Annotated in this window: 23 protein-coding genes and 1 riboswitch; of the genes, 9 read left to right on the forward strand and 14 right to left on the reverse strand. The window is 73.6% G+C overall.

Translation table 11 applies throughout. The annotated features are described in order from the left end of the window. Nucleotides 1-301: 301 nt before the first annotated feature. Complete coding sequence (locus EFE23_RS22745; RefSeq protein WP_123242965.1) at nucleotides 302-1,351, reverse strand: aldo/keto reductase; 1,050 nt, start codon at nucleotides 1,349-1,351, stop codon at nucleotides 302-304. 244 nt (nucleotides 1,352-1,595) lie between these two features. Between EFE23_RS22745 and pgi the strand changes: the two genes are divergently transcribed. Further along, entirely contained in the window at nucleotides 1,596-3,230 is a 1,635-nt protein-coding gene (gene pgi / locus EFE23_RS22750) for a glucose-6-phosphate isomerase (protein ID WP_123242983.1), read from the forward strand. A 22-nt stretch (nucleotides 3,231-3,252) separates the two neighbouring features. Here the strand turns inward: pgi and EFE23_RS22755 are convergent, their stop codons facing one another. From EFE23_RS22755 to EFE23_RS22765, 3 genes are all read right to left on the reverse strand, one after another. Next, nucleotides 3,253-3,663 carry a type II toxin-antitoxin system Phd/YefM family antitoxin gene (locus EFE23_RS22755; protein ID WP_123242966.1) on the reverse strand — a complete coding sequence of 137 codons (411 nt, stop codon included), beginning with the start codon at nucleotides 3,661-3,663 and terminating at the stop codon, nucleotides 3,253-3,255. Nucleotides 3,664-3,707: 44 nt separating this feature from the next. After that, nucleotides 3,708-4,256 carry a GNAT family N-acetyltransferase gene (locus EFE23_RS22760; protein WP_123242967.1) on the reverse strand — a complete coding sequence of 183 codons (549 nt, stop codon included), beginning with the start codon at nucleotides 4,254-4,256 and terminating at the stop codon, nucleotides 3,708-3,710. Nucleotides 4,257-4,333: 77 nt separating this feature from the next. Then, nucleotides 4,334-5,620: a hypothetical protein gene (locus tag EFE23_RS22765; protein ID WP_233601109.1), complete on the reverse strand. Its 1,287-nt coding sequence runs from the start codon at nucleotides 5,618-5,620 to the stop codon at nucleotides 4,334-4,336. 130 nt (nucleotides 5,621-5,750) lie between these two features. On the opposite strand from EFE23_RS22765, the gene EFE23_RS22770 reads away from it, so the two are divergent. From EFE23_RS22770 to EFE23_RS22790, 6 genes are all read left to right on the forward strand, one after another. Further along, complete coding sequence (locus tag EFE23_RS22770) at nucleotides 5,751-7,253, forward strand: NAD(P)/FAD-dependent oxidoreductase (RefSeq protein WP_123242968.1); 1,503 nt, start codon at nucleotides 5,751-5,753, stop codon at nucleotides 7,251-7,253. A gap of 91 nt (nucleotides 7,254-7,344) precedes the next feature. After that, entirely contained in the window at nucleotides 7,345-8,052 is a 708-nt protein-coding gene (locus tag EFE23_RS22775; protein ID WP_199737179.1) for a hypothetical protein, read from the forward strand. Nucleotides 8,053-8,121: 69 nt separating this feature from the next. Beyond that, nucleotides 8,122-8,233, forward strand: a riboswitch (SAM riboswitch). 32 nt (nucleotides 8,234-8,265) lie between these two features. Further along, complete coding sequence (locus tag EFE23_RS29350; protein ID WP_255421173.1) at nucleotides 8,266-8,397, forward strand: hypothetical protein; 132 nt, start codon at nucleotides 8,266-8,268, stop codon at nucleotides 8,395-8,397. Nucleotides 8,398-8,498: 101 nt separating this feature from the next. Beyond that, complete coding sequence (locus EFE23_RS22780; protein ID WP_123242969.1) at nucleotides 8,499-9,356, forward strand: ABC transporter substrate-binding protein; 858 nt, start codon at nucleotides 8,499-8,501, stop codon at nucleotides 9,354-9,356. Between the two features lie 35 nt (nucleotides 9,357-9,391). Then, nucleotides 9,392-10,156, forward strand: a complete 765-nt coding sequence (locus EFE23_RS22785) for an amino acid ABC transporter permease (RefSeq protein ID WP_123242970.1) — start codon at nucleotides 9,392-9,394, stop codon at nucleotides 10,154-10,156. Beyond that, nucleotides 10,153-10,896 carry an amino acid ABC transporter ATP-binding protein gene (locus EFE23_RS22790; RefSeq protein WP_123242971.1) on the forward strand — a complete coding sequence of 248 codons (744 nt, stop codon included), beginning with the start codon at nucleotides 10,153-10,155 and terminating at the stop codon, nucleotides 10,894-10,896. Before EFE23_RS22785 ends, EFE23_RS22790 begins: the two co-directional genes overlap by 4 nt. Nucleotides 10,897-10,903: 7 nt before the next feature. On the opposite strand, the gene EFE23_RS22795 is transcribed toward EFE23_RS22790, so the two are convergent. The 3 genes from EFE23_RS22795 to EFE23_RS22805 are packed head-to-tail and all read right to left on the reverse strand — an operon-like array spanning nucleotide 10,904 to nucleotide 14,510. Continuing rightward, nucleotides 10,904-11,824 carry a carbohydrate ABC transporter permease gene (locus EFE23_RS22795; RefSeq protein ID WP_123242972.1) on the reverse strand — a complete coding sequence of 307 codons (921 nt, stop codon included), beginning with the start codon at nucleotides 11,822-11,824 and terminating at the stop codon, nucleotides 10,904-10,906. Beyond that, the gene (locus EFE23_RS22800; RefSeq protein WP_123242973.1) at nucleotides 11,821-12,834 is read right to left on the reverse strand and encodes an ABC transporter permease; all 1,014 of its coding nucleotides are present in this window, start codon (nucleotides 12,832-12,834) and stop codon (nucleotides 11,821-11,823) included. The genes EFE23_RS22795 and EFE23_RS22800 overlap by 4 nt, the downstream gene beginning before the upstream one ends. Continuing rightward, on the reverse strand, nucleotides 12,831-14,510 hold the full coding sequence (locus EFE23_RS22805; protein ID WP_123242974.1) for an extracellular solute-binding protein: 1,680 nt from the start codon (nucleotides 14,508-14,510) through the stop codon (nucleotides 12,831-12,833). Before EFE23_RS22805 ends, EFE23_RS22800 begins: the two co-directional genes overlap by 4 nt. A gap of 306 nt (nucleotides 14,511-14,816) precedes the next feature. Here EFE23_RS22805 and EFE23_RS22810 point away from each other — a divergent pair, with 306 nt between their 5' ends. Then, the gene (locus tag EFE23_RS22810) at nucleotides 14,817-15,929 is read left to right on the forward strand and encodes an FUSC family protein (protein WP_123242975.1); all 1,113 of its coding nucleotides are present in this window, start codon (nucleotides 14,817-14,819) and stop codon (nucleotides 15,927-15,929) included. Between the two features lie 57 nt (nucleotides 15,930-15,986). On the opposite strand, the gene EFE23_RS22815 is transcribed toward EFE23_RS22810, so the two are convergent. The 7 genes from EFE23_RS22815 to EFE23_RS22845 all read right to left on the reverse strand — a co-directional run bounded on the left by EFE23_RS22815 (nucleotide 15,987) and on the right by EFE23_RS22845 (nucleotide 21,865). Next, nucleotides 15,987-16,676 carry a RibD family protein gene (locus EFE23_RS22815; protein WP_123242976.1) on the reverse strand — a complete coding sequence of 230 codons (690 nt, stop codon included), beginning with the start codon at nucleotides 16,674-16,676 and terminating at the stop codon, nucleotides 15,987-15,989. Next, the gene (locus EFE23_RS22820; RefSeq protein ID WP_123242977.1) at nucleotides 16,673-17,323 is read right to left on the reverse strand and encodes a GTP cyclohydrolase II; all 651 of its coding nucleotides are present in this window, start codon (nucleotides 17,321-17,323) and stop codon (nucleotides 16,673-16,675) included. The genes EFE23_RS22815 and EFE23_RS22820 overlap by 4 nt, the downstream gene beginning before the upstream one ends. A gap of 69 nt (nucleotides 17,324-17,392) precedes the next feature. After that, on the reverse strand, nucleotides 17,393-18,352 hold the full coding sequence (locus EFE23_RS22825; RefSeq protein ID WP_233601110.1) for a lysylphosphatidylglycerol synthase transmembrane domain-containing protein: 960 nt from the start codon (nucleotides 18,350-18,352) through the stop codon (nucleotides 17,393-17,395). Between the two features lie 287 nt (nucleotides 18,353-18,639). Then, complete coding sequence (locus EFE23_RS22830) at nucleotides 18,640-19,449, reverse strand: small ribosomal subunit Rsm22 family protein (protein WP_123242979.1); 810 nt, start codon at nucleotides 19,447-19,449, stop codon at nucleotides 18,640-18,642. Continuing rightward, the gene (locus EFE23_RS22835) at nucleotides 19,446-20,480 is read right to left on the reverse strand and encodes a glycosyltransferase family 4 protein (protein ID WP_123242980.1); all 1,035 of its coding nucleotides are present in this window, start codon (nucleotides 20,478-20,480) and stop codon (nucleotides 19,446-19,448) included. Before EFE23_RS22835 ends, EFE23_RS22830 begins: the two co-directional genes overlap by 4 nt. Nucleotides 20,481-20,486: 6 nt before the next feature. Next, on the reverse strand, nucleotides 20,487-20,885 hold the full coding sequence (locus EFE23_RS22840; RefSeq protein ID WP_123242981.1) for a 6-pyruvoyl trahydropterin synthase family protein: 399 nt from the start codon (nucleotides 20,883-20,885) through the stop codon (nucleotides 20,487-20,489). Nucleotides 20,886-20,887: 2 nt separating this feature from the next. After that, a complete protein-coding gene (locus EFE23_RS22845; protein WP_123242982.1) occupies nucleotides 20,888-21,865 on the reverse strand; it encodes a zinc-dependent alcohol dehydrogenase in 978 nt (325 codons plus the stop codon). Nucleotides 21,866-21,957: 92 nt separating this feature from the next. Here EFE23_RS22845 and EFE23_RS22850 point away from each other — a divergent pair. After that, on the forward strand, nucleotides 21,958-22,700 hold a 743-nt coding region (locus tag EFE23_RS22850; RefSeq protein ID WP_148058506.1), incomplete at its 3' end, for a CDP-alcohol phosphatidyltransferase family protein.

Here is a 22,700-nt window from a genome sequence, read left to right on the forward strand (position 1 = left end):
GCGGCGGCGCGGCGGGCGGTCGGGGTAGCCATCCCGGGCATCCTGCCGGAGCCCGGCGGCCGGCGTCCAGCCTGGTTCGTCCCGGCGCGACCGCGTTGCCGCGCCCGGCTGGCCCGTGCCCCGGTCGCTCCGGAGCTGACGTCACCGGCGACTCGCCGTCGCCCGCGGGCACGGACGTGGCGGCCGCCGCCGGGCGTAGTGAGTCGTCCACGACATCAGCTCGACAGGCGGCGGGCGCCAGGTCCACCCCCGGCGGTCCCGCTGGACGCCGAGGGCGGACGGTCGCCGTGGGACGGCCGGCTCAGGCGGCCGCCCGCTCGGCGAGCGGCCGACGGCGGCGGGCCGGGTCGGTGAGCGCGGGCGGCGCCCAGACACCGTCGGGCTGGTAGCGGTTGACCCCGGGCGGCACGATCTCGTCGATCCGGTCGAGCACCGCGTCGTCCAGGGTGAGCGACGCGCCGCCGAGCAGGCCGTCCAGCTGCGCCATGGTGCGCGGGCCGATGATCGCCGAGGTGACCGCGGGGTGCGCCACGGTGAACGCGACCGCCAGCTCGGGCAGCGTGCAGCCGACCTCGTCGGCGAGCGCGGCCAGGGCCTCCACGGCGGCGTACTTGGCGGCGTTGCCGGGCAGCGCCGGATCGAACCGGGCCGGGGTGAGGGCGGGCCGCCCGGTGCCGAGGTCGACCGGACGGCCCTGCCGGTACCGGCCGGACAGGAAGCCGGAGGCCAGCGGGCTCCACACCAGAACGCCCATGCCGTACCGCTGGCAGACCGGCAGCACCCCGGACTCCACCCCGCGGGCCAGGATCGAGTACGGCGGCTGCTCGGTCCGGAACCGGCCGAGCGCCCGCCGCTCGGCGACGTGGTGCGCCGCCACGATCTCCTCGGCCGGGAAGGTCGAGCAGCCGAAGGCGCGGATCTTGCCGGCCCGGACCAGGTCGGTCAGCGCGCCCAGCGTCTCCTCGACATCGGTGGTGTGGTCGGGTCGGTGCACCTGGTAGAGGTCGATCCAGTCGGTGCCGAGGCGGCGCAGGCTCTCCTCGACCTCCCGGACGATCCAGCGCCGCGAGTTGCCGCCCCGGTTGCGCCCCTCCCCCATCGGGAAGTGCACCTTCGTGGCCAGGACCACGTCGTCCCGGCGGCCCTTCAGCGCCTTGCCGACGATGACCTCCGACTCGCCGGCGGAGTACATGTCGGCGGTGTCCACGACGTTCACGCCCCGGTCGAGGGCGGCGTGGACGATCCGTACGCAGTCGTCGTGGTCGGGGTTGCCGACGGCGCCGAACATCATCGTGCCGAGACAGTGGACGCTCACCTCGATGCCGGTGCCGCCGAGGACGCGGTAGCGCATGCGAATGCTCCCTGGGTTACGCCGCGCTGACCGGGCGGCGGCCGGTCCCGCCACGCTAGGAATTCGAGTGCACTCGAGGTCAAGCCAGGCGCGGGTCGAACAGCTGTCCCAACGCCGCTCCCGAGGGGTGGGCGATCGCGGGTCGCGTCGCGCGCACCGGGCCCGGGTGGCAGGCTGGTGGGGTGGCCGGCAGCGGCGCGACGGCCCGCTGGCAGACCCCGTCGTGAAGGAGAAGATCGAGCCGATGGCTGTGGACGTCACCACCACGGACGAATGGCAGGCGTTGCGCAAGCACGCCGAGGCGATGCGCGGCACGCACCTGCGGGAGCTGTTCGACGCCGACGGGCAGCGGGGTGAGCGGCTCACCGGCGAGGTCGCCGACCTGCACGTGGACTACAGCAAGAACCTGGTCACCGACGAGACGATGGCACTGCTCACGGTGCTCGCCGAGCGGGTCCGGCTCAGCGACCGGATCGCCGCGATGTTCGCCGGGCAGCACATCAACTCCACCGAGGACCGGGCGGTCCTGCACACCGCGCTGCGGCTGCCGCGCGACGCCTCGCTGGTGGTCGACGGGCAGGACGTGATCGCCGACGTGCACGCCGTGCTGGACCGGATGTCGGCCTTCGCCGAGCGGGTGCGCTCGGGCGCGTGGCGGGGGGCCACCGGCGAGCGCATCACCACCGTGGTCAACATCGGCATCGGCGGGTCCGACCTGGGGCCGGTGATGGCGTACGAGGCGCTCAAGGCGTACCGGGACGCGGGGATCAGCTGCCGGTTCGTGTCCAACATCGACCCGACCGACATCCACGACAAGGTCGCCGACCTGGATCCGGCCAGCACCCTGTTCATCGTCGTGTCCAAGACCTTCTCCACCCAGGAGACGCTGGCCAACGCCAACCAGGCGCGCCGGTGGCTGCTCGCCGGCCTGGACGCCGACGAGTCGGCGGTGGCCCGGCACTTCGTCGCGGTGAGCACCAACGAGCAGCGGGTCCGCGACTTCGGCATCGACCCGGAGAACATGTTCGGCTTCTGGGACTGGGTGGGCGGCCGGTACTCGCTGCCCTCCGCGGTCGGCCTGTCGGTGATGCTGGCGATCGGTCCGGAGCGGTTCCGGGAGATGCTGGCCGGCTACCACGCGGTCGACGAGCACTTCCGCGGCACGCCGATCGAGCGGAACGTGCCGGCGCTGCTGGGCCTGCTCAACGTCTGGTACACGGACTTCCTCGACGCGGAGACGCACGCCGTGCTGCCGTACGCGCAGTACCTGCACCGGTTCCCGGCGTACCTGCAGCAGTTGACCATGGAAAGCAACGGCAAGTCGGTGCGGGTGGACGGCACCCCCGTGACGTACCCGACCGGGGAGATCTTCTGGGGCGAGCCCGGCACCAACGGCCAGCACGCCTTCTACCAGCTGATCCACCAGGGCACCCGGCTGATCCCGGCGGACTTCATCGCGTTCAGCCAGCCCAACCACGACCTCGGCGACATGCACGACCTGTTCATGTCCAACTTCTTCGCGCAGACCGCCGCGCTGGCCTTCGGCCGGACGAAGGAGCAGGTCGAGGCCGAGGGCACCAAGCCGGAGGTGGTGCCGCACCGGGTGATGCCGGGCAACCACCCGAGCACGTCGATCATCGCGCCGAAGCTCACCCCGGCCACGCTGGGCCAGCTGATCGCCCTCTACGAGCACATCACCTTCACCGAGGCCGCGGTCTGGGACATCAACGCGTTCGACCAGTGGGGCGTGGAGCTGGGCAAGGTGATGGCCAACCAGCTCGCGCCGAAGCTGACCGGGGACGCGCCGGACCTGGCGGACGTCGACTCGTCGACGGCGGTGCTGATCCGCCGGTACCGGGCCCAACGCGGCCGGGACTGAGCCGCACGGCACGCGGCGGGGGTCAGTCGCGGAGCAGGTCGGCGTGGGCGGCGCGGAGCCGGGCCAGCGCCGGGTCACCGGCCGGGACCCGCCGGTCGAGCTCGGCCCAGACCTCGGCGAGCGCGTCGGCCAGCGCCCGCCGCTCCGCCGCGTGCCGCCGGCTGCTCTGCCGGTGCGACTCCTCCAGCCGGCGGGACCAGCCGGCGCTGATCGCGGCGACCCGCTCGGCGTCGGCCCGGGCCTGGGCCGCGGTGCGTGCGGCGGGCGCGGGCACGATCGCGGCGATCGGGCGGGGGTCGCCGTCGCGGGTGACGACGGTGACGGTGTCGGTCAGCTCGGCGAGGGTGACGAGTTGGGTGAGCCGGGTGCGGACCTCGCGCAGCGGCAGGGCGCGCGGCTGGGGGGACCGGTCGGCCAGTGCGGGGGCAGCCATGGACAGATGTTCACGTCCGGGTACGACAAAACCCCGCCGCGGGCCTACCCTTCCGGCTGCCACTCCGGGGCCAGCACCGACCACACCTCCATGTCGGCCCGGCCGGTCGGGGTCGGGACGGCGGCCCGGAGCACGCCGTCGCGGCGCATGCCCAGCCGCCGCGCCACGGCGATGCTGCGCTCGTTGCCGGCCTTGGTCACCCACTCCACCCGGTGGATGCCGCGTGCCCGGATGGCCCAGTCGATGATCACGCGGGCGGCGCGGGTGACCAGGCCCCGCCCCTCGGCTGCCGGCTCCAACCAGCAGCCGGCCTCGCAGACGCCGGTGGTGGTGTTGAGGGAGACGAACAGCACCCCGCCAACCAGGGTGCCGCGCTGCCAGATGCCCCAGATGCCGCCGTCGTCGCGGGCCCACCGGTCGGCGTAGTTCTGCAGCACTTTACGGGCGGACCCGGCGTCGGTGGCCACGAAGGAGGCGCCCACCCAGGGGGAGATGTGCTCCCGGCACCGGTCGAGGTTGGCGAGGAACTCGTCGGCGTGCCACGGCTCCAGCGGGCGCAGCTCGGCGTCGTCGGTCAGCGGAAGAGCGAACATCCTCGCAACCTAGTGCGCGGCGCCCGGCCCGGATACGGGTTTTCGATCATCACGGCGGCCGTTCGGGCGACGGCCGGTCAGATGATGAGGTGCGTCCAGTAGGCCAGCCAGACCGCGAACAGGGCGCCCTGGAGCACCGCCAGCCCGGCGGTCAGCCACGGATCGACGCCGCCGGCCCGGGCCCACCGGGCCAGCACCAGGGCGACCGGGAAGGCGGCCAGCAGGTAGCGCAGCAGGCTCTTGTACACCGCCGGCCCCATGGAGAGCGGCACCAGCACCACGATGAGGGTGTAGACCAGGTACGGCCAGTCGGCCCGCCGCCGCAGCCCGACGGCCGCCACGACCAGCATCCCGACCGCCATCCAGACCCGGAGCGCGTCGGCGGAGTTGCCGTCGGTCAGCGCGTGCCAGGCCACCCACAGCGGGTCCTGCACCTTGATCCCCCAGCCCTTCTCCTGGGCGTGCTGGTAGGCGAACCAGTCGCCGCTCTGCCACCGGCAGAACGCCATGAAGGTCAGCCAGCCGGCGGGAACGAGCAGCAGCGGCCAGCCCAGCCGCAGGTACCGCGGCAGGCTGCGGCCGGTCAGCCGCCAGTCGTGCTGGCGCAGCAGCACCAGGGCGAGCGGGATGACGACCAGGAAGCCGACCGACCGGCTCAGCGCCAGGAAGTAGCCGACGACCCCGACCACCAGCCAGCGGCGCTGCTCGGCGTACCAGAAGGCGGCCAGGGCGAGGCAGACGAACAGGGATTCGGTCAGTGCCGCCTGGAACAGAAAGGCGGTCGGCAGCAGCAGCAGGTACCGGGTGAACCGCCGGCCACCGACCGGGTCGTCGCGCTCCGCGCCGAGCAGCCGGCCACCGAGCCGGTACGCGTAGTAGAGCTGGAACACCAACGCGACGTTGCTGACCAGCAGCAGCGCCCCGGCGGTGTGCCCGCCGAGCAGCGGCGCGACGGCCCGGGCCAGGAACGGGTAGAGCAGCGGGAAGCCGAAGTCCGGCCAGGGCCGGTCCAGTGGCAGCCGGGCCAGGTGGTCGTAGAGGAACGAGTCCCAGGCGAACCAGAGCGAGAACCAGCGGTGCGGCGAGACATCCTCCTGCTGGGCCCGCATGCCCACCTCGGCGGCCGGCGGCGCCCCCGGCACCCCGTCCCAGGCGGCCAGCACCAGCACGCCGATCAGGTTCAGCACGACCTTCGTGGCGACGAAGACGGCCAGCACGAACCCCCACGGCGCGGGAACACGCGCCGCCAGGTCCCGCAGCCGGCCCGGCCGACGGGTCCCGGCGGCGCCGACCGCCGGCTCGTCCGCCATCCCACCTCCACCGACCCGCCCGCCGAGCATCGGCCCGTTTTCCCGTTTCGTCATGGTTCATGCTCCCCGATCGGGTGACCGTTGGTTCATCCGTACGGGTCGGGGCCGGGCAGGTGAGTCGGCGCGCGGGACGGGTAAGGGCGCTGCCGCGATCGGCACGCTGGCGGCGGGGGGCACGGACGGCATGGACGGGGACAACGGCACCGTGGTCATCGGGGCGGGACCGGCGGGCCTGACCGCCGCCTACGAGTTGCTGCGGCACGGGGAAGCGGTCCGGGTCTACGAGGCCGACGACGTGGTGGGCGGGATCAGCCGGACCGTGCAGCGGGACGGCTGGCGGTTCGACATCGGCGGGCACCGGTTCTTCACCAAGGTCTCCCGGGTCGAGGACTTCTGGCACGAGATCCTGCCGGACGAGGACTTCCTGCTCCGGCCGCGGATGAGCCGGATCTACTACCGGGGCGCCCTTTACGACTACCCGCTCAACGCCGGCAACGCGCTGCGCAACCTCGGCCTGCTGGAGGCGCTGCGCTGCGTCGGCTCGTACGGCCGGGCCCGGCTGCGCCCACCGAAGGACCAGTCCCACTTCGAGGGCTGGGTCTCCGCCCGGTTCGGCTGGCGGCTCTACTCGATCTTCTTCAAGACGTACACCGAGAAGGTCTGGGGCATGCCGGCCGACCAGTTGCAGGCGGACTGGGCGGCCCAGCGGATCAAGAACCTCTCGCTGTCCACCGCGGTGCTGGGCGCGCTGCTGCCCCGGCGCAACCGCAAGGACGTGACCAGCCTGATCGAGGAGTTCCAGTACCCCAGGCACGGCCCCGGGATGATGTGGGAGCGGTGCGCCGAGGAAGTGGAGAAGCGGGGCGGGACGGTCCGGACGGGCACCCGCGTGAGCGCGGTGCACCGGGACCCGGCCGCCCGGCGCGCCACCGGCGTGACCGTGCTCGACGAGGCCGGGGAGCGGACCGAGCCGGCCGACCACGTGATCTCCTCGATGCCGATCTCCGCGCTGGTGCGCGCCCTGCGACCGCCGGCGCCGGCGGAGGTCCGGGCCGCCGCCGACGACCTGCGCTACCGGGACTTCCTGACCGTCGCGCTGGTGGTGCCGGAGGAGTTCTCCTTCCCGGACAACTGGATCTACGTGCACGACCCGGCGGCGAAGGTCGGCCGGATCCAGAACTTCGGCTCCTGGTCGCCCTATCTGGTGAAGGGCGGGCGGACCTGCCTGGGGCTGGAGTACTTCGTCTTCGAGAACGACGAGATGTGGCGCACCCCGGACGCGGACCTGGTCGCCTTCGCCACCGCCGAGCTGGAGCGGCTCGGGCTGGTCCGGCCCGGCTGCGTGGAGACCGGCTACGTGGTCCGCATGCCGAAGGCCTATCCCGTGTACGACGAGCGCTACCAGCGCAACGTCGACGTGATCCGGGACTGGCTGGCCCGGGAGGTGCCGAACGTGCACCCGGTCGGCCGCAACGGGATGCACCGCTACAACAACCAGGACCACTCCATGCTCACCGCCATGCTGGCCGCCGAGAACATCGCGCACGGCGCCGACCACGACGTCTGGACGGTCAACGTCGAGCAGGACTACCACGAGAGCAGGCACCCGTCCCGGCACGGCACCGGCCGGGACGCCCCGATCATGCCCGCCCGGACCCACGAAACCGCCCCCGCGCATCGGTCCTGACCCGGGCGACGATCGCCGGGTTTGCCCGTGCCACCTAGGGTGGATGCCGGTACGGCGTCCACCCGTGCAAGGTGTCCCCCTGCGAGGTCCGATGACGTTCAGCGTCGGCATCTTCGACCTGTTCACCTATCTGACTCCCGGCTCGCTGTACCTGACCCTGGCCGGCCGTCTCGCCGTACGGCTCGACGTGGTGCAGCTCGGCCGGGTGCAGCGGCTGCCGGGCGTACTGCTGGTGGCCGGCTTCGCGCTGTTCAGCTACGTGCTGGGCGGCGCCACCTACGGCCTCGGCCGGATCGTGGACCTGGCCCTGCCGTTCTGGCGGTGGGCGCGGTTCGACGCCCGGCGGGTGTTCGAGGCGCGCCTGCCGGCCGCCGCCGGCAGCCCCATGCTCGACGCACCCAACGGGGTGCTGCTGGCCGCCGCCGAGTTGCACAACCGCGAGGTGACCGCCGAGGTGACCCGGATGCGCGCGATCGGCCTGATGCTGCGCAACGTCACCGTACCGTTGCTGGTCGGCGCGGCGCTGGCCGGCGTCGAGGTGGCCCGCGGGCACGGCGGCGCCGCCATGGTGACCGCCGCGCTCGCCCTGGCCGCCACCGCCGCCGGCGCCGCCTGGCGCAGCGTGGTGCTGCGGTTCTGGGCCGAGCGCAGGACGCTTGAACTTTGTTTCTTCGTCCCCGGGTTGGAGGACCGGCTGCGCGGACCGGTCGACAACCGGCCGGCCACCACGGGGCAGGCCGCGCGGGATGCCGCCGCACCGGTGGCGGCGGACACCGCCGTCCGGACCGAGCGGGCGTAAGGCACGGTACGTGAGGGTGGTCATAACGGCTGGACGTCCGGGGCGGGACTGCTGCTAGCCTTCTCGGCAGGTCATGAGCGCCAGCGTCAAGCCCCGGCTCGCTGGCCGGCAACCCTCCTCCGCGGTGGGGTGCCCCGGGTGAGGACCAGGCACCGGCAGCCGCCCGGTGCAAGCGTGGCCTGGTACCCAGGTCAGCAACGACCAGGGAGAACCATGTCTGCTCAGTTCCGCACCCCGCCCGTCGACGCCGTCGCGTACCCGGCCCGCTTCGCGCTGGTCAAGCGCCGGCACGTCGACCTGATGCGGGTGTGCAGCGACGCCTGTCGCCGCGCCGGCGCGCGCTGACGCGCCACCCCTCCCCTTTCTGATCCACCTCGAGGCTCCGCCGGCTCCGGCGGCGCCCGTCCCGGCGCGCCGCCGCGCGTCCATCCACTCTGGAGAGACAAGTGCGCATCCGTTCCGCCCTGACCCGCGTCGCCACCCTCGGCGCCGCCGCCGTGCTCGCCGCCACCGCGCTGACCGCCTGCGGTGACGGCGGCTCCACCGACGAGGCCGCCAACCCGTACGGCCTGCTCCAGCCCGGCGTGCTCCGGGCCGGTACGCTCACCGACGCCCCGCCGAACGTCTACCTGAAGGACGGGAAGTTCACCGGCTTCGACAACGACCTGCTCACCGCGGTCGCCGCCAAGGTGGGCCTGAAGGTGGAGTTCGTCGGCACCGACTTCTCGGCCCTGCTGTCCCAGGTCAACAACCACAAGTTCGACGTGGGCAGCTCGTCGATCACCATCACCGAGGCGCGGAGGAAGACCGTCGACTTCGGCAACGGCTACGACTTCGGCTACTTCGGGCTCGACGTGCCGGCCGGCTCGTCGATCACCGGCTTCGACCAGCTCGCCGGCAAGCGGGTGGTGGTCGTGCAGGGCACCGTGCAGGACGACTACGCCACGAAGCAGAACCTGAACCCGGTGCGGGTGCCCGACTACAACGGCGCGATCAACCAGCTCAAGGCGGGCACCGCCGACGCCTGGATCGCCCCTGCCGAGATCGGCGACAAGTCCGCCGCCGACAGCAACGGCAAGGTCGAGGTGGCCGCCAAGCAGCTCAGCCCGGCCCCGACCGCGTACGCGGTGGCCAAGGGGAACGACAAGCTGCGCGAGGCGCTGAACAAGGGCCTCGACGAGGTGATCGCCGACGGCACCTGGAGCAGGCTGCAGGCGCAGTACTACCCGGGCCGGCCGATCCCGGCCGACTTCAAGCCGGGCAGCGGCACGGTCACCGCGCCGTCGCCGTCGGCGGCTTCCTGACTTGAACCACGGAGACGAGCAGGGCGGACGGAGCCATGGATCCACTGAGCACCCTCTGGGAGACCTTCTTCGACTGGCACGCCATGCGCGAGGCGCTGCCCGAGATGCTCACCGTCGGGCTGCCCAACACGCTGATCCTGGCGGTCTCCGCCGCCCTGCTCGGCTCGGTGCTGGGCATGCTGCTGGCGATCGCCGGCATTTCGCGTACCCGATGGTTGCGCTGGCCGGCCCGGGTCTACACCGACGTGTTCCGCGGCCTGCCGGCCGCGGCGACCATCCTGCTCATCGGCATCGGCCTGGCACCCCTCGGCATGCGGGTGTGGGGCCCCAACCCCTACCCGCTCGGCGTGCTGGCGCTGTCGCTGATCGCCGCCGCCTACATCGGGGAGATCTTCCGCTCCGGCATCCAGAGCGTCGAGGCCGCCCAGCTGGAGGGGGCCCGGGCGCTGGGCTTCTCCTGGGGCGAGGCGATGCGCCTGGTCATCGTCCCGCAGGGGGTACGCCGGGTGCTGCCCGCCTGGGTGAACCAGCTGATCGCCCTGATCAAGGACTCCAGCCTGGTCTACTTCCTCGGCCTGGTGGCCAGCCAGCGGGAGCTGTTCCGGATCGGCCAGGACTACGCGGCCACCACCGGCAACGAGTCCGCGCTGCTGCTGGCCGGCCTTTTCTACCTGGTGCTGACCGTGCCGCTGACCCACGCGGTCAACTGGATCGACCGCCGGCTGCGCCAGGGCCCGGCGGTCGCCGGCGCCGACCTCGACGCCGATCTCGTACCCGCGATCGGGAAGGACCCGCGATGAGCACCACCACCGCCACCCCGGTCAGCCTCGCCGTCCGGGACGTGCACCTCGCCTTCGGCGCGCACCGGGTGCTGCGCGGCGCCGACCTGACGGTGGCCCGGGGCGCCACCGCCTGCGTCATCGGCCCGTCCGGCTCCGGCAAGTCCACGCTGCTGCGCACCGTCAACCGGCTGATCGAACCGGACCGCGGCGACGTGCTGCTGGACGGTCGCAGCGTGCTGGGCGACGACCCGGACGCGCTGCGCCAGCGGGTCGGCATGGTGTTCCAGCAGTTCAACCTCTTCCCGCACATGACCGTCCTGCGCAACATCACCCTCGCCCTGCGCCGGCTGAAGAAGCTCCCCGAGGACGAGGCGGTGCGGATCGCCCGGGAGCAGCTCGACCTGGTCGGGCTCGCCGCCAAGGCCGACGCCCGGCCGGCCCAGCTCTCCGGCGGCCAGCAGCAGCGGGTGGCGATCGCCCGGGCGCTGGCCCTGCGCCCCCAGGTGATGCTCTTCGACGAGGCCACCTCGGCGCTCGACCCGGAACTGGTCAAGGGGGTGCTCGGGGTGATGGCCGACCTCGCCTCGGCCGGCATGACCATGGTGGTGGTGACCCACGAGATGGGCTTCGCCCGCGAGGTCGCCGACACGGTGGCCTTCATGGACCACGGCGTCGTCCTGGAGGCCGGCGAACCGGCCGCCGTGTTCGAGGCGCCGGAGCATCCGCGGCTGCGCCGCTTCCTGTCCCAGGTGCTGTGACGCGCGGTCAACCCTTGACCGCGCCGATGAGCACGCCCTTGATGAAGTGCCGCTGGATGAACGGGTAGACGGCGACGATCGGCGCGACGGTCAGCACCACCACCGCCATCTTGATCGACTCGGTGGGTGGCATGGTCACCCCGCTGGTCCCGCCGGAGGTGTGCGGCGCCTGCCCGGCCAGCAGGTAGCTCTGCAGCACGCGCTGGATCGGGTACATGTCGTTGCGGTCGATGAACAGCAGCGCGTCGAACCAGACGTTCCAGTAGCCCACCGCGTAGAACAGGCCGACGACGGCGATGACCGCGCGGGACAGCGGCAGCACGATGCGGCCCAGGGTGCGGAAGTCGCTGGCGCCGTCGATCCGGGCGCTGTCGAGCAACTCCTGGGGGATGCCCTGGAAGAAGCCGCGCACGACGACGAGGTTGAACACGCTGATCGCCGGCGGCAGGACCAGCGCCCAGATGGTGTCCTTCAGGCCCAGCCCGGTGACCACCAGGTAGCGGGGCACCAGGGGCGGGTAGACCAGGAACGGGATCAGGAAGTAGGCGAGCAGCCAGCGGTGGCCCAGCGTGCCCGGCCGGGACAGCCCGTAGGCGGCGAGCACGGTGACGGTCAGCGCGATCGCGGTGCCGACCACCGTGACGATGGTGCTGATCCACAGCGCCCGGGTGACGGCCCCACCGGCGAAGATGGTCTCGTAGGCCGACGTGTCGATGCCCCGGGGGACGACCACCAGGCCGCCGGCGTCGGCGATGGCCTGCCGGGAGGAGAGGCTGGTCACCAGGATCACCCAGAGTGGGAAGAGCACCCCGAGCACCAGCAGGGCGAGCAGGATGGCCTTCAGACCCTGGCCGACCGCGGTCGGTTTCTCGTCCCACACCGGGCGGCGGGGCCGTGCCCCGGGGTGCCTGCGGATGATGGTGGTCATGACTTCGAGTAGATCCCTCGTTCGCCGAGCAGGTGCGCCACCCGGTTCGCGGCCAGGATCAGGCCGAGCCCGATGGCGGCCTTGAACAGGCCGGCCGCCGCGCCGTAGCCGTAGTTACCGGTGGCGATGGAGAAGTGGTAGACGAAGGTGTCGAGGACCTCGGCGGCCTGCCGGCCGACGGCGTCCCGTTGCAGCAGGAACTGCTCGAAGCCGACCGAGAGCGCGTCGCCGAGGCGCAGGATGAGCAGCAGGACGATCACCGGACGCAGGCCGGGCAGGGTGATGTGCCACAGCCGTCGCCATCGTCCGGCGCCGTCCGCGGCGGCCGCCTCGTAGAGGCTCTGGTCGATGGTGGACAGCGCGGCGAGGAAGACGATGGTGCCCCAGCCCACGTCCTTCCACACCGCTTCGACGGTGACCAGGACGATGAAGGTGTGCGGGTTCGTCATCACGTTCCACGGCTGGAGCCCGGCGTCGCGCATGGTCTGGGCGAGCAGGCCCGCGCCGCCGAGCATGGCGACGAAGAAGGTGATCACCAGCACCCAGCTGAAGAAGTGCGGCAGGTAGACGACCGTCTGGATGAAGCCGCGCAGCCGGCTGGAGAGCAGGTTGTGCAGCATGATCGCCAGGAGGATCGGCAGCGGGAAGAAGAAGACGAGCTGGAACGCCGTGATGGCCAGGGTGTTGCGGAACGCGTCCCAGAACGCCGGGTCCTCGAAAAGGAGCTGGAACTGGCCGAAGCCGATCCAGTTGCTGTGGACGAACGCCTGCCACGGGTTGTCGCCCAGGTAGGGGTTGTAGTCCTGGAAGGCGATGACGTTGCCGAGGATAGGCACGTAGCTGAAGACCAACAGGATGACAAAGCCCGGCGCGACCATGGCCAGCAGCTGCCAGTCCCGGCGCAGCCGGGCCAGCAGCGGTGCGCGGCGGCGGCGGGTGGGTCGCGCCGGTGCGGTCGACCCGCCGGGTCGGGCCCGGTCGGGCCCGACCACGACGGTCGACTCGCTCACCGCCCTGCCTTGGGCAGCGACTTGGCGAGCAGTTGCCTGGCTTCCTCTCCCCCGTTGGCCTTCCACTCGGCGACGATGGCGTCGACGTCGCTGAGCGGGCGCCGGCCCCGCAGCACGTCGGTGAACTTGTCCTCCGTCGGCACCTGGTTGGCCTTGTAGGCGGCCGGCATCTCCAGCTTCACCCCGTCCCAGGGGTCCTTCTCCAGGAACTTGACCATCTCGTTGGAGTAGTTCAGCACGTCCGGCACGTAGTGCGGGGTGTCGGGGTACGGGCCGACCGTGGGGTTGCGGCCGCTGATGAAGAAGTACTGGTTGGCGATCTCCTTGAAGGCCAGGTCGGTCTTCACCGGCCCGTTCGGCGTCTTCGTGTGGTGCTTGCCCTCGACGCCGAAGTCGCGCAGCTGAGCCTCCTGGCTGCCCAGCGGGGCGGAGCACCAGTTGATGATGCGGAGCAGCTCCTCGACCCGGTCCTTGCCGAGGCCCTTCTTGATGAAGGTGTAGGAGATCGGCTCGTCGTCACCCCAGACCAGGGGGTCACCGCCGGTGGCGGAGAAGATCGGCACCGGCTGGATGTTCAACTTGGGGTTGGTCTTCTGGTGCTCGGCCTGGGCGCCCTGCCAGAACCCGACGCCGGCCTGCTTGAAGACGATGGCGCCGTTCTTGGCGAACAGTTGGTTGGCGTCCGCGCCCTTGCTGGCCACGATGTCCGGGTGGACCAGGCCGTCCTTGTAGATCTTGGCCATCACCTCGAGGGCCTGGCGGTACTCCGGGGTCTCGTACTTGAACTCCGGCGTCCCGTCGGACTTCAGCCGCCACCCGCCCTTGGAGCCGGGCACCTTGTGGAACATCTGGATCATGGCGAAGACGTCGTCGAACGCCCACACCTTGCGCACCGGGTCGGTGACCTGCTTGGCCATGGTGAGCAGTTCGTCGAGGCTCTTCGGGACGGCCAGGCCGCGCGCGTCGAGCAGGTCCTTGCGGGTGAACAGGGCCCAGGGGAACGGCCCGTCGGTGGGGTTGGGCACCGCCGCGAGCCGCTCGTTCCAGACCGCGTTGCGCCAGGCGCCGGTCGGGAAGGTGCCCAGCATCGGGTACGTGTTGACCGCGTCGCCCTTGAGGTGGTCGGTGAGGTCCTCGAAGAGGACCTTGATCGCCTCGGCGAAACGCGGAATCTTCTCCACCTCCCAGCTCGGCACGCAGAGCAGCTCCGGTACGTCCCGGGCGCCGAGCATCGCGTTGAGCTTGTCGGCGTAGGTGTTGCCGTCCTGGATGGTGAAGTTGACCGGGGTGCCCAGCTCGGCGTTGACCGCCTGCAGGTAGGCGCTCTGCGCGATGCCGGGCGGAGCCGGGCCCCAGGCGGGGGTCATCGCGGTGACCTGCTTGCCGCTCGTCCCCGGCTTGCCGGCGATCGCGTCGACGAGCGTGCCGGGATAGGTGGTGTATCCGTCGGGCACCGGACGGGTGCCGATGATGTCGGGCTTGATGCTGTTGGCCAGGTCCTGGTGGCTGGGCAGCACGCCGGAGACGGCGTCGAGCTGCTGCGCGGCGCCGGAGCCGGCGGGCTTCTCCGAGCAGCCGGCGAGCAGCGGACCAGCGGCCGTCGCCGCCACGCCGAGGCCCACCAGGCTGAGGAAGTGGCGACGCGAAGATCCCGGGTCGGGGCTCTGCAAAGTCATCGGTCCCCCTTCGAGAAAGGGATGTGTGGAGGTGCACGCAGGATGGGGGTGGACGTGGTTCGTATGGATCGTAAACAAACTAATGGGGATCGCGGGGCGCGCACAAGAGCCGGTCCCGATGTCGCCGGCCCGCGGGTGGAGGGCGCGAGGGCGCCCGCCGGCGGTGCCGCCCGGCACGGGCCGCGGGGCCGATCCCGCCATCTGCGCCAACGGTCCGGTTACGACGATCAACTTCGCGGGTAGAAGCCGCTGCGGCCGGAACGGAGGGTCCGTGGGTGCGCCGGTCCCGAGGAGAGGACCAGGTTCGTGCGCAAGTGGTGGAGGGCCGCCCTGGGGCGGTTACGGCAGGCCTGGGTTCCGGTGGTCGAGGCGGCGTTGGCCGCGACCGTGGCCTGGCTGATCGCCGCCCGGCTGATCGGGCACCCCGATCCGTTCTTCGCGCCCAGCGCGACGCTGATGGTGCTCGGCGAGACCCGGGGGCAGCGGGTACGGCAGACCGTCGAGCTGGTTCTCGGGGTCGCCGGCGGCGTGCTCACCGCCGACCTGATGATCCACGCGCTCGGGCCGGGCACCCTGACCATGCTGCTGGTCCTGCTGCTCACCCTGGGCGTCACGGTCGCCGCCGGGGCGAGCAGCACGCTGATCCTGCAGACCACCATCTCCGCCCTCTACCTGGTGGTGGTGGCCGCGCCCAAGGGCGACTTCCGGCCGTTCCGGTTCGTCGACGCGCTGATCGGCGGAGCGGTCGCCCTGGCGGCCAGTCAGCTGGTGGTCGCCCGGGACCCGCTCGCCCCGCTGGTCACCGAGGCCCGACGGACGTACGCCGACCTGGCCGACCTGCTCGACCGGGTCGACGAGGCGCTGGAGCGCTGCGACGCCGACCTGGCACAGGCGGCGCTGGACCGGGCCCGGGAGGTGGACGGCTGCGTGGAGCGGCTCCGGTCGGCGGTGCGGGCCTGCGCCGAGTCGCTGCGGCTGCGGGTCCGCCGCCGCCGGCACCTCGGCCAGCTCGAACAGGTCGAGGCCACCGCCCGGCACCTCGACTACGCGGTCCGCAACATCCGGGTGCTGGCCCGCAACGCGGTCGCCCTGACCCGGCTGCACACCGCCACCCCGCACGAGCTGGGCACGGCGATCCGCTCCCTCGCCGCGGCGGTCCGCGCCGCCGGTGCGGCCCTGGCCACCGACCTGACCGGTCAGGACGCGGGCCGGCACGCCGGCCAGGCCGACGACGCCGCCCTCGCGGCCGTGCGGATCGGTGCCGAACTGCTCGACGCCGACCCGCCGCTGCCCGTCGTCATGATCGTCGGCCAGATCCGGGCCACCGCGATCGACCTGCTGCGCGGGGTCGGCAAGGACGACGTGGCGGTGCTGAACCGGGTCGACGAGGCGCTGGGCCTGCCGAGTCCCGCGTCCTGAACCGCGCCGGGCGCTGGAGCGGAGCACGCCGGCCTCCCGCCGGGGCGGGCAGAACCGCTAGGCGTCGCAGCGGTCGGAGAGCGCGTAGCGGGTCAGGACGACGTCGTCGATCTGGCGCACCTCGACCACCCGGGCGCGGCGCCCCGGGTGCCAGGGGAAGCGGCCGTCCCGGACGAAACGCGGCGCCCGGCAGTCCCCCACGAAGAACGGCGCGACCACCAGGTGCAGCTCGTCGGCCAGGCCGGCGGTCAGGAACTGGCAGTGCAAGCTGCCGCCGCCCTCCACCATCAGCCGGCGTACGCCCCGGACGGCCAGGTCGTCGACCACCGCCTGCGGCGTGACCGGCTCACCGCCGTCGACCACGGTCGCCACGTCGCCCACCTGCTCCCGGGTCTTCTCCACCGCGCCGCTCGGGCAGTAGACCAGCTTCGCCCCGTCGCCGAAGGTGAAGAACCGGGCCGTCGGATCCAGATCGCCGCTGCCGGTGACGGTGACCTTCACCGGCGACGGGGGCAGGCCCCGCGCCAGCCGGTCGGCCTGCCGCCGCTCGGAGCGCACCAGCAGCCGCGGGTCGTCCCGCCGGACGGTGGCCGCCCCGACCAGGATCGCGTCGCAGGCGGCCCGCACCTCGTCGACCCGGTCGAGGTCGTGGTCGTTGGAGAGCACCAGCCGCTCGGTCGACGCGTCGTCGATGTAGCCGTCGATCGACATCGCGCAGCTGAGCAGCACGTACGGCCGGGCGCTCACGGCACGAAGGGCAGGTCGAGGGCATGGTCGGCGCGGGTGACCTTGGCCGCGAGATAGGCCGCGTTGGTCGGAGACAGGTGCACCCCGGTGAGCATCCGGTCGACCACCGCCACGCCGAGGCGGTCGAGCTGGTCGGCCTTGTCGGGGTTGTTGCTGAGCAGCGTCACCCGGCTCACCCCCAGCGCGGCGAGCATCTGCGCGGCGACCGTGTAGTCCCGCTCGTCGGCGCCCCGGCCGAGCGCCACGTTCGCCTCGTAGGTGTCCAGCCCCCCGTCCTGCAGCGCGTACGCGTCGAGCTTGGCGTACAGGCCGATGCCCCGGCCCTCCTGGCGCAGGTAGAGCAGGTATCCCCCGGCCTCGGCGATCCGCTCGACCGCCTCCCGCAGCTGTGGCCCGCAGTCGCAGCGCTGGCTGCCGAAGACGTCCCCGGTGAGGCACTCGCTGTGCGGGCGAACCAGCGGCGGGGGCAGGTCGGCGTCCGGCCGGTCACCGGCGGCCCGGTCACCGAGCCCGAAGGCGAGGTGCTCCCGGTCGTCCACCAGGCCGTGGAAGGAGTAGACCCGGGCGGTGGTGACGTATCCGTCGGGGAAGCGCAGCGGGACCGTGACCTGGGTCCGGACCGTAGCGGTGGGCAGCCTGTCGTCCATCGTTCTCCTCCGTCCGGGGCTGCCGGACGGGCCGGCAACGCACACCTCGCACCCTCACCGTAGGCCGGATCACCGACAGTCGCCGGGCAGCCGGGAAGCCGGCCGGCGCCACCCCAGCACCACCGCCCCGGGCAGGCTGGCGACCAGCGCCAACGCCCCGTACACGGTGGCGGCGGCGATGCCCTGGGCGGCGGTCAGGCCGGCGGCGGCGAAAGCCCAGGCGGCGACCCCCTCGCGCGGGCCGAAGCCGGCCACGTTCGCCGGCAGTCCCATGGCGAGCAGGGCGAGCAGGGTCAGCGGCACCAACCGGGACAGCGGCGCGTCCGCGCCTGCGGTGCGCGCCGCGATCACGAAGGTGGCCAGGTGGCCGGCGACGACCACGGCGGAGGCGGTCAGCACGCCCAGCCAGGTGCGGCGGGCGAGCAGCCCGGCGCGGACGTCCGCCACCGCGGTGCGGGCCGCCCGGGCCCACCGGGAGGCCCCGGAGCGGGGCACCGCCCGGGCGGCCAGCGCCAACCCGGCCGCGCCGGCGGCCAGCACGGTGACCAGCGCCGGCAGGTACGGCCGCACCGGCGACGGCAGCGCCGCCAGCACCACCACCGCGATCACCAGCTGGACCAGCTGGCCGGCGGTCCGCTCCCAGACCACCGCCCGCACGCCCCGCGCGACGTCCCCGGCTTCCCGGCCGTGCCGGACCGCCCGGTGCACATCGCCGAGCACCCCGCCGGGCAGCGTGGAGTTGAGGAACACCGCCCGGTAGCAGTGCGCGACGGCCTCCGCCAGCGGCAGCCGTACGCCGAGCCCGCCGGAGACCAGGGACCAGCGCCAGGCGCAGCAGACGGTGGTGAGCGCGCCGATGGCGAGCGCGGCGACGAGGGCCGGCGCGTCGATCAGCCGCAGCCCGGCGAGGAACGGGCCGGTGCCCACCCACCAGACCAGGACGGCGAGGAGGCCCAGCCCGCCGAGGGTACGTACCCACGCCCAGGGCGACCGGCCCGGCGCGCTGTTGGCCGGCGGCGCCGCCGGCACGACGGGCGCGGTGGGCACTGCCGGCACGACCGGCGCTGCCGGCACGACCGGCGCTGCCGGCACGACGGGCGCTGACGGCACGAGCAGCGCGACGGGCGCGAGCGGCGCGACCGGCGCTGCTGGCACGACGGGCGCGAGCCGCGCGACGGGCCCGACCGGCGCGGCGGGCGCGACGAGCCGGGCCGGGGCGACGAGGAGCGGGCCGGCGGCGGCCGCCGCGACGGTGGCGTGTGACACGTGGTCCTCCCGGGGTCCACCGGATGTCACGTACCGCGGCGCCGCATGGTTCATCCGGCCAGCAGATCGGCGTGGTGCAGCACCACCCGCAGCCGGCCGGCCGCCGCCTCCGCCAGCCGTCGCCGCCGGTACGCCCCGGTCGACCCGGCCAGCTCCGGCCGCTCGTCAACGGCCGCGTCGAGCCAGCCGGCCAGCCAGTCGGCGGTCAGCATCGCCTGCTCCGGACCGAGCCGCCACGGGCTGGGCCGGACCTCGACCGGCACCCCCCGGCGGCGGAAGGCCGCCAGGGTGGCGGTCACGGCGTCCGGGCCGAGCAGCGTCCGCCCCTCGACGGTGCGGCGCTGGTGGGCGTTGAACGCGGCCTCGAATTCGGCGTCGAGCGGGTCGGCCGGGGTGAACTCGGCCCGGCCGAGCACCGAGATCGCGAAGAGCGTCGGATGGCCGGCGCAGGCCGCGACCATCCGCTCGACCTCCTCGGCGGTGAGCATGTCCAGCAGTGCCGACGCGGTGACCAGGTGCGCGTCGGCGAGGTCGGCGGCGGTCAACCGGGTGATGTCCGAGCCACGGGTCTCGACGCTGACTGGGCTGCCGTCGGCGGCGCACACCGGCTCGGCCACGGCGAGCCGGCGCAGGTCGACGTCCCGCTCGTGCAGCACCCAACGCTGCGGGCCGGGCAGCCGCGGGGCGAGCCAGCGGGCCATGGCGCCGGTGCCGCTGCCCAGGTCGTGCACCACCAGGGGCCGGCCGCCGGGAAGCCGGCCACGGACCGCGTCGACCAGCTCGGCCGAGCGGGCCGCCGCGTCGACCGGCTCGCGCAGCCGCAGCCAGTCCGCGAAGTCAGGGGGTAGCTGGGTGGTCATGCCGCTGTCGCCTCCTTGAGGGCGGTGGCCAGCCGGTCCGCGGTGACCGTCCAGTCGGTGAGGGTGTCCCGCCGCTGCCGCGCGGCGTGCCGCAGCCGGGCCCGCAGCCGTGGCCGGGTCAGCCAGCGGCGCAGCGCGGCGGCCAGCGCGTCCGGGTCGCCGGGACGGGCCAGCAGCCCGGGCCGGGCACCGTCCGGGGCGTACCCGAGCGTGTCGGGCAGGCCGCCGGTGTCGCTGGCCAGCACGGGCAGGCCCCGCGCCAGGGCCTCGGTCACCACCATCCCGTACGTCTCCTGCCGGGACGGCATGACGACCAGGTCGGCGGCGGCGTACGCGGCGTCCAGCGCGGCCCCGACCAGGGGGCCGGACAGGCGTACCCGGCCGGCCAGGCCGGCGTCGGTGAGCTGCCCGCGCAGCCGCTCGACGAAGGCCGGGTCCCGGGTGAGCGCGCCGACGCAGTCGCAGGTCCAATCGAGGTCGGCGACCGCGGCCAGGGCGGCGGCGAGCACGTCGTGGCCCTTGAGCGGGGTGACCGCGGCGACGCAGAGCAGCCGGCCGGTCGTCGCGCCGGGGGCGAGCGGCGCGGGCTCCACACCGGGCGCGGCGACCGACACCCGGTCGGGCGGCAGCGGGTACCGGTCGAGCAGCCACCGCCGGGTCCACCCGCTGGTGCACACCACGCCCGCCGCCACCGCCAGGGCCCGCGCCTCGACCTCGTCGTCCAGCGGCAGGTGCACCAGCACCACCAGGCGCAGCCGCCGGGCGTGCGGGGTGAGCACCTCCGGCACGGTCGACGCGACCAGGCCGTCCAGCAGGACGAGGGCGCCGTCGGGCAGCGCGGCGAGGACCCCGGCGAGGGCGGCCCGCTCCCCCGCCGCCGGGCGGGGCCAGCCGCCGGCCACCGGGTGCTCGCGCACGGTCCAGCCGAGCGCGGCCAGCCCCCGGCAGACCCGCCGGTCGTAGCCGTTGCCGCCGCTGGGGCTGGCCGGGTCGTCGATGTCACCCGGCAGCACCACGTGGACCACGGTCATCGCCGGTCAGAGGGCACGCTCGTAGCTGGCCCAGGCGACGTGCGACTCGTGCAGGGTGACGGTGATCCCGGCGAGGCCGCGCGCCCCCTCGCCGAGGCGTCCGGCGTGGATCGCTTCGGCGAGCCGGTCGGCCACCGTACGGGCCAGCACCTCGGTGGTGGTGTTCACCCCGGCGAAGGCCGGCTCGTCGTCCAGGTTGCGGTAGGTCAGCCCGCCCAGGACGGCCTTGAGCTGCTCGGTGGCCAGGCCGATGTCGACCACGATCCCGTCGGCGTCGAGGTCGGGCCGGCGGAAGGTGGCGTCGACGACGAAGGTGGCGCCGTGCAGCCGCTGGGCGGGGCCGAACACCTCGCCGCGGAAGCTGTGGGCGACCATCATGTGGTCCCGGACGGTCACGCTGAACACGATCACTCCTCGGCGTAGGTGATGAGGTGGCAGAGCGCGGGGAGCCGGCCCGAGGCGAGCCGGTCCAGCACGTCGGGCAGTTCGTCGAACCGGGACCGGCCGGTGAGCAGCGCGTCGAATCTCGGGTCGGCGAGCAGGTCCAGGGCCAGCGCCAGCCGGTCGGCGTAGCTGCGGTCGGCCCGCCGGGGCGAGACGGTGCCGACCTGGCTGCTGCGGATGCCGAGCCGCCGGCTGTGGAACGCGCCACCCAGGGCGAGGGTGACCGGCCGGTCGCCGTACCAGCTCAGCTCCAGCACGGTGCCCTCCGGGCGGAGCAGGTCCAGCCCGCGCTGCAGGCCGTCGGCGGTGGCGCTGGCGTGCACCACCAGGTCCCGCCCGCCGGCCGCGTCGGCCGGGAGGGCGAAGTCGACCCCGAGCGCGGCGGCCACCCCGGCCCGCGCCGGGTCCGCGTCGACCAGTTCCACGCGGACGCCGGGGAAGCCGGCCAGCAGGGCGGCGACCGAGCAGCCGACCATGCCGCCGCCGATCACCGTCACCCGGTCGCCGAGAAGCGGCGCGGCGTCCCAGAGGGCGTTCACCGCCGTCTCCACCGTGCCCGCGAGCACCGCCCGGGCCGCCGGCACCTGATCGGGTACGACCACCACCGCGTCGGCGGGGACGACGTACGCGGTCTGGTGCGGATGCAGGCAGAAGACGGTACGGCCGCGCAACGCGTCCGGTCCGGCCTCGACCGTGCCGACGCTGAGATAGCCGTACTTCACCGGGGCGGGGAAGTCGCCCTCCTGGAACGGGGCGCGCATGGCGGCGTGCTGGTCGGCGGGGACCCGGCCGGTGAAGACGAGGGTCTCGGTGCCCCGGCTGACCCCGGAGAACCGGGTCCGGACCAGCACCTCGCCGGGGCCGGGCGGGCGCAGGTCGACCGGGCGCAGCTCGCCCTCGCCGGGGGCGCGGAGCCAGAAGGCGCGGGCGGCGCGGGTCACGAATTCTCCTTCGCTGGCGCTTCGGGCCGAACCGAACGGGCACTTTCCCCGTAGTTGGTGGCAGGGTTGTCGATCATAGACACGGAGGCAGGGTGTCCACGGTTCGAAATGGCCCATTGGTCGGGCTGGCCGTCCAGATCGTCCTGCTCACCGGGCTCGCCGGCGCGGTGGGACTCGGCGCGGCGGGCTGGCTCGCCGGCCTGGCGTACGCGGTGGTGCTCTGCGGCCTGCTGCGGCGCGGCCTGCGCCGGGCCGGCGCCGACCGGCTCGGCCCGGCGGACCGGGTGACCCTGGCCCGGGCGCTGCTGGTCGGCGGGGTGCTGGCCCTGGTCGTGGCCGGCGCCGCCGGACCGGCGCCGGCGGTGGTGCTGGTCCCGCTCACCGCGGTGGCGCTCGCGCTGGACGCGGTCGACGGCCGGGTGGCCCGGCGCACCGGCACCGCCAGCCCGCTGGGCGCGCGTTTCGACATGGAGGTCGACGCGTTCCTGATCCTCGTGCTGAGCGTGCACCTGGCGCCGACCGTCGGCGGCTGGGTCCTCGCCATCGGCGGGATGCGGTACGCCTTCGTCGCCGCGAACTGGGTGCTGCCCTGGATGCGGCACCCGCTGCCGCCGCGGTACTGGCGCAAGGTGGTCGCCGCCGCGCAGGGCGTGCTGCTGACCGTCGCGGCCAGCGGGCTGCTGCCGCCGGTGGCCACCACGGCGCTGGTGGCGGGCGCGCTGCTCCTGCTGATCGAGTCGTTCGGCCACGACGTGGCCTGGCTGTGGCGGCACCGCCCGGTCCCCGCCGCCCCGGCCGTGGCCCAGCCGACAGCCCTGGCCCAGCCGGCAGCCCT

The sequence above is a fragment of the Micromonospora solifontis genome, assembly GCF_003725545.1.
Classification (GTDB): Bacteria; Actinomycetota; Actinomycetes; order Mycobacteriales; family Micromonosporaceae; genus Micromonospora; species Micromonospora solifontis.

Bases quoted from the DNA above. Each gene is read 5' to 3' on its own strand.
- EFE23_RS22760 (WP_123242967.1), bottom strand. From the start codon at position 4,256: ATGTTCGCTCTTCCGCTGACCGACGACGCCGAGCTGCGCCCGCTGGAG.
- EFE23_RS22770 (WP_123242968.1), top strand. From the start codon at position 5,751: ATGGACGGGGACAACGGCACCGTGGTCATCGGGGCGGGACCGGCGGGC.
- EFE23_RS22790 (WP_123242971.1), top strand. From the start codon at position 10,153: ATGAGCACCACCACCGCCACCCCGGTCAGCCTCGCCGTCCGGGACGTG.
- EFE23_RS22775 (WP_199737179.1), top strand. From the start codon at position 7,345: ATGACGTTCAGCGTCGGCATCTTCGACCTGTTCACCTATCTGACTCCC.
- pgi (WP_123242983.1), top strand. From the start codon at position 1,596: ATGGCTGTGGACGTCACCACCACGGACGAATGGCAGGCGTTGCGCAAG.
- EFE23_RS22820 (WP_123242977.1), bottom strand. From the start codon at position 17,323: ATGGACGACAGGCTGCCCACCGCTACGGTCCGGACCCAGGTCACGGTC.
- EFE23_RS22795 (WP_123242972.1), bottom strand. From the start codon at position 11,824: ATGACCACCATCATCCGCAGGCACCCCGGGGCACGGCCCCGCCGCCCG.
- EFE23_RS22785 (WP_123242970.1), top strand. From the start codon at position 9,392: ATGGATCCACTGAGCACCCTCTGGGAGACCTTCTTCGACTGGCACGCC.
- EFE23_RS22830 (WP_123242979.1), bottom strand. From the start codon at position 19,449: ATGACCACCCAGCTACCCCCTGACTTCGCGGACTGGCTGCGGCTGCGC.
- EFE23_RS22745 (WP_123242965.1), bottom strand. From the start codon at position 1,351: ATGCGCTACCGCGTCCTCGGCGGCACCGGCATCGAGGTGAGCGTCCAC.
- EFE23_RS22755 (WP_123242966.1), bottom strand. From the start codon at position 3,663: ATGGCTGCCCCCGCACTGGCCGACCGGTCCCCCCAGCCGCGCGCCCTG.
- EFE23_RS22835 (WP_123242980.1), bottom strand. From the start codon at position 20,480: ATGACCGTGGTCCACGTGGTGCTGCCGGGTGACATCGACGACCCGGCC.
- EFE23_RS29350 (WP_255421173.1), top strand. From the start codon at position 8,266: ATGTCTGCTCAGTTCCGCACCCCGCCCGTCGACGCCGTCGCGTACCCG.
- EFE23_RS22765 (WP_233601109.1), bottom strand. From the start codon at position 5,620: ATGACGAAACGGGAAAACGGGCCGATGCTCGGCGGGCGGGTCGGTGGA.
- EFE23_RS22805 (WP_123242974.1), bottom strand. From the start codon at position 14,510: ATGACTTTGCAGAGCCCCGACCCGGGATCTTCGCGTCGCCACTTCCTC.